At 73.0% G+C, this 5,398-nt stretch carries 2 protein-coding genes; both read right to left on the bottom strand.

Annotated elements, in window-relative coordinates:
• Positions 1 to 1,787 (bottom strand): type I polyketide synthase (locus tag IO33_RS0141675; RefSeq protein ID WP_031174294.1); only part of this gene is annotated, 1,787 nt, incomplete at its 3' end.
• 34 nt (positions 1,788 to 1,821) lie between these two features.
• Positions 1,822 to 5,398, bottom strand: a 3,577-nt coding sequence (locus IO33_RS0141680) for a type I polyketide synthase (protein ID WP_031174295.1), incomplete at its 5' end; no start/stop codon positions are given.

A 5,398-nucleotide genomic window follows, 5' to 3' on the forward strand; every position in this document is an offset into this window, starting at 1 on the left:
TCGTCATACGCCGCCGCGAACACCGGGAAGGCGTCGTAAAGTCCACGCCCCATCCCCAGCCGCTGCGAACCCTGACCCGCAAACAGGAACCCGACCTTGTCGCCGTGGCGGGCCGTGTTCTGGACGACGGCCGCGGACGGGGTGCCTGACGCCAGTGCCCGTACGCCTTCGGTGAGTTCCTCCAGGTTCGCGCCGACGACCGCGGCCCGGCGGTCCCAGGCGGTGCGCGTCGTGGCGAGGGAGAAACCGATGTCGGCCGGCGAGCGGTCGCCGCTGCGGCCGTCCTCCAGGAAGGAGAGCAGGCGCTCCGCCTGGGCGCGCAGCGCCGCGTCGCTCTTCGCCGAGAGCACCCACGGGACCGGTCCCGGGGCGGCCGTCCCGGGTGCGGGCTCCTCGTCGAGGGCCGGGGCCTGCTCGATGATCGTGTGCGCGTTGGTGCCGCTGACGCCGAAGGAGGACACCGCCGCCCGGCGGGGATGGTCCGACTCGGGCCACCGGACGGCCTCGGTCAGCAGCTTGACGCCGCCCGCCGACCAGTCGACCTGAGCGGTCGGCTCGTCCACGTGCAGCGTCTGCGGCAGGATGCCGTTGCGGATGGCCATCACCATCTTGATCACACCGGCGACACCCGCCGCGGCCTGGGTGTGACCGATGTTGGACTTGACGGACCCCAGCCACAGCGGCCGGTCCCCCGCGTGTTCCCGGCCGTACGTGGCGAGGAGTGCCTCCGCCTCGATCGGGTCGCCGAGGGTGGTGGCCGTGCCGTGTGCCTCGACCGCGTCGACCTGGGAGGCGGTCAGGCGCGCGTTCTCCAGCGCCTGCCGGATCACACGCTCCTGCGACGGGCCGTTCGGGGCGGTGAGGCCGTTGGATGCGCCGTCCTGGTTGACGGCGCTGCCGCGGACGACGGCGAGCACGTCGTGGCCGAGCCGACGGGCGTCGGACAGCCGCTCCAGCAGGAGCACGCCGACGCCTTCGGACATGCCCGTGCCGTCGGCGGTCGAGGAGAACGCGCGGCAGCGGCCGTCGGGTGACAGGCCGCGCTGCGCGCTGAACGCGATAAAGGTGTTCGGCGTGGCCATCACGGTCACGCCGCCGGTCAGGGCGAGCGAGCACTCGCCGCGGCGCAGCGCCTGGGTGGCCAGGTGGAGCGCCACCAGCGAGGACGAGCAGGCCGTGTCGACGGTGACCGCCGGGCCTTCGAGGCCGAGGGCGTAGGAGATGCGGCCGGACACCACGGCGGCGGTGTTCGCGGTGACGAGGTGGGCCTCGATGTCGCTGTCGCCCTGCCGCTGGAGGTAGGCGTGGTCCTGGCCGTTGGTGCCGACGAACACGCCGGCCCGGGTGCCGCGGGCGGTGGCGGGGTCGATGCCCGCGCGTTCGAAGGCCTCCCAGGAAGTCTGCAGGAGCAGCCGCTGCTGCGGGTCCATGACCAGGGCCTCGCGGGGGGAGATCCCGAAGAACGCGGGGTCGAACTCGCCTGCGTCGTAGAGGAAGCCGCCCTCACGCACGTACGTGCGGCCGGTCCGCCCGGGCTCGGGGTCGTAGAGCGCGTCCAGGTCCCAGCCGCGGTCGGTGGGGAACCCGGACACCCCGTCGCCACCCGAGGCGACCAGCCGCCACAGGTCCTCGGGCGAGCCGACCCCGCCCGGGTAACGGCAGGCCATCCCGACGATGGCGATGGGCTCGGTGTCCTTCGCCTCCAGCTCACCCATCTGCCTGCGGGTCTGGCGCAGGTCCACCATCACGCGCTTGAGGTAATCCCTGAGCTTGTCATCGTTCGACATGTTTTGCGTCCTCGGTAGCAGTGCGTGAGAAGAGTCAGAGAGACCCGAGCTCTTGGTCGATGAGGTCGAACATCTCGTCGTCGGTGGCGGCGTCGATCCGGTCGAAGTCGCGGTCGGTGCCGGGGCCGGCGTCGGCGGCGTTCGCCGCGGCGTCCTGGTGGCTGTCGGTCCACTTCCAGAGCAGCGCCTTGAGCCGGGCGGTGATCTTGTCCCGTACCGCGTCCTCGGGAGCGAGCGCGGCGAGCCGCGCCTCCAGCCGGTCCAGTTCCCCGAGCACGGGCGGAGCCTCGGCGGTGACGTCGAGCACCAGCTCCTTGTGCAGGAGCCGGGCGATCGCGACGGGGTTGGGGTGGTCGAAGACGAGGGTGGGCTTGAGCCGGAGCCCGGTCGCGGCCTTGAGCCGGTTGCGGAGCTCCACGGCGGTCAAGGAGTCGAAGCCGATGTCCCTGAAGGCCGTGGTGGGCTCGATGCGGGCAGCGCTGGCGTGGCCGAGGGCGGCTGCCGCCTGATGGCGCACCAGGTCCAGCAGGATCTTCTCCTGGTCGGCCTCCGGCATCCCGGCGAGGCGGCGGGCCAGGGCGGATGTCCCCGCGGCCGCGGTCTCGCCGGACTCGGTGCCGGCGCCGCCCACGAGGTCGCGGAAGACGATGGGCAGCATGCCGGCGCGGGCCATGGCGCGCAGTCCCGGAACATCCAGCCGGACCGGCACGATCACCGGCCGGTCCACGGTGAGGGCGGCGTCGAACAGGGCCAGCCCCTCCGCCGGGGTGAACGGCACGACTCCGGCGCGCCCCATCCGGTTGCGGTCGGCATCGGTGATCCGGTCGCCCATGCCGCCGTTGTCCGTCCACAGGCCCCACGCCAGCGAGGTGCCGGGCAGGCCCGCGGCGCGGCGCTGCCGCGCCAGCCCGTCCAGGAAGGCGTTCGCCGCGGCGTAGCTCGCCGCGCCGGCGCTGCCCAGGACGCCGGCCAGGGAGGAGAAGAGCACGAACGCGGAGAGGTCCAGGTCCCGGGTCAGCTCGTGCAGGTGCAGCGCGCCGTCGGCCTTGGGCCGCAGCACCGTGTCCAGGTGCTCCGGGGTCAGGGTCGTGACCACGCCGTCGTCCAGGGCCGCCGCCGCGTGCACCACGGCCACGAGCGGGTGCTCGGCCGGGATCGAGGCCAGCAGTTCCGCGACGGCGTCCCGGTCCGCGATGTCACAGGCGGCCACGTCGACGTGCGCGCCCAACTCGCCCAGTGCTGTGACGAGTTCATCGGCTCCTTCGGCCGCGGGGCCGCGGCGGCTGGCCAGCAGCAGCCTCCGGGCGCCGCGTTCGGCGACGAGGTGCCGCGCGAGCGACCGTCCGAGGCCACCGGTCGCGCCGGTGAGCAGCACGGTCCCCTCGGGGTCCCAGGCGTGACCGGTGGGCTCCTCGGGCGGGGTGATCCGGGCGAGGCGCGGCACATACAGCTTTCCGTCGCGCACCGCGGCCTGCGGCTCGTCCAGAGCGGCGAGCGCCGCTGCCAGCACCGGCTCGATGCCGCCGTCGGCGACCGAGTCGTCCACGTCGACGAGCAGGAGCCGGTCCGGGTGCTCGCTCTGGGCAGACTTCACCAGACCGGCGACCGCGGCGTGCGCGAGGTCGGGAGCGGTGCCGTCCAACTCGACGGCCCCGCGGGTCATCACCACGAGCCGTGCGTCGGAGAACCGCTCGTCGGCGACCCAGTCCTGGACGACCGACAGCACGCCGGCCAGCAGCGCGCGCGTCGCCACGGCGGCATCGCCCTCGCTCGGGGCGCAGGACAGCAGGACGTGGGCAGGCGTGGCCGCACCGCCGTCGACCGCTTTGCGGAGCGCGTCGATGTCGGCGTAGGAACCCGCATCGCCGAGGACCGCCCACTCGGCCTCGGGAGCGGAAGCCGTGGTGTGTTCGATCCAGTCGACCTCGAACATCCAGTCCTGGTGCGCCACACGCGAGGCCAGGACCTGCTGCGAGGACATGGTCCGCGTCCGGACCGACGCGACCGAGGCGACGGGAGAGCCGTCGGTGTCGGACAGTTCGATCGCCACCGCGTCGTCACCGGCGGGCCGGATGCGTATGCGCACGGCCCCGGCCCCCGGGGTGTGCACGGACATGCCGCTCCAGGCGTAGGGCATGAGCAGCCCACCGGAATCTTCGGCGCGGTCCGACGCCGGCATGCCGAGGACAGCGTCCAGCAGTACGGGGTGCAGACCGTAGCGGTCCGCCCGGCCCCGCTCCGTGACGGGCAGTGCGGCCTCGGCGTACAGCTCGTCCCCGGCGCGCCAGGCGGCGCGCAGGCCCGGACGGTCCTCGACGTCCACGGGTTCGGCACCCGTCGGCGGCCAGATCATCGTGTCGAACTCCGGCGCCGGGACGTTCCGGGTGAGCTCTCCGCTGACGTGGCAGACCCACGGCTCGCCGACGCCGCCGGCAGCGGGCCGGCTGAGGACGCGCACCGAGCGCCGGTCGGGGTCGTCGCCGGCGCCGACCTGCACCTGGAGGCGGACGGCGCCCTGTTCGGCCAGCACCAGTGGGGCGTCCACGTCCAGCTGTTCCAGGTGCGGGAACCCGGCGTGCCGTCCCGCGGCCAGGGCGAGCTCCGCGAACGCGGCGACCGGGAGCACCGGCACCCCGCCGACCGTGTGTTCCGCGATCCAGGGCAGGTCGGCCGGGGACAGCCGGCCGGTGAACAGCACCTCCCGCGTGCCGGCGGTCTCCACGACCGCGCCGAGCAGGGCGTGGCCGGAGGAGTCCAGGCCCGCCGAGGAGACGTCGAGCGTGGCCGTACCTTCGAGCCAGTAGCGCTCGCGCTGGAAGGCGTACGTGGGCAGGTCGACACGCCGGGCACCGGGGAACAGCGCCCGCCAGTCCGGGGAGATCCCATGCGCGTGCAACTGCCCGAGGGCGAGAGTGAGCGCCTGGGGTTCGGGGCGGTCGGCGCGCAGGGCGGGAACGGTGACGATGTCCGCTTCATCATCGAGGCAGCCCTGGGCGAGGGCACTGAGGACGCCGCCCGGGCCGATCTCGACAAAGGTCGACACGCCCAGGCCGTGCAGGGTCTGGACGCCGTCGGCGAAACGGACCGCCTCACGGACGTGCCGGACCCAGTACTCGGGCGTGTACGGCTCGGCCAGCCGGCCGGTCAGGTTCGAAACGACCGGGACCCGCGGCTCGTTGAAGACCAGACCGCTGACGGCCTGCGCGAACTCCTCCAGCATGGGGTCCATCAGCGGCGAGTGGAACGCGTGACTGACCTTCAACCGGGACGTCTTACGACCCCGCTCACGGAAGGCCTCACCCGACACCAGCTTCGCCGCGTCCTCCAGCGACAGCACACCCGCCACATGAGCGGCCGCGATCTCACCCACCGAGTGACCGGCCACATAGTCCGGCCGGACACCCCACGACTCCAACAGCCGGAACAACGCCACCTCGACCGCGAACAACGCCGGCTGCGTCGAACCCGTCTGATGAAGCGTTTCCGCATCGACGTCGATCTCGACGTCCACCAGCACGCACACCTCGTCATACGCCGCCGCGAACACCGGGAAGGCGTCGTAAAGTCCACGCCCCATCCCCAGCCGCTGCGAACCCTGACCCGCAAACAGG

This window comes from Streptomyces durhamensis (assembly GCF_000725475.1).
Taxonomy (GTDB): domain Bacteria; phylum Actinomycetota; class Actinomycetes; order Streptomycetales; family Streptomycetaceae; genus Streptomyces; species Streptomyces filipinensis.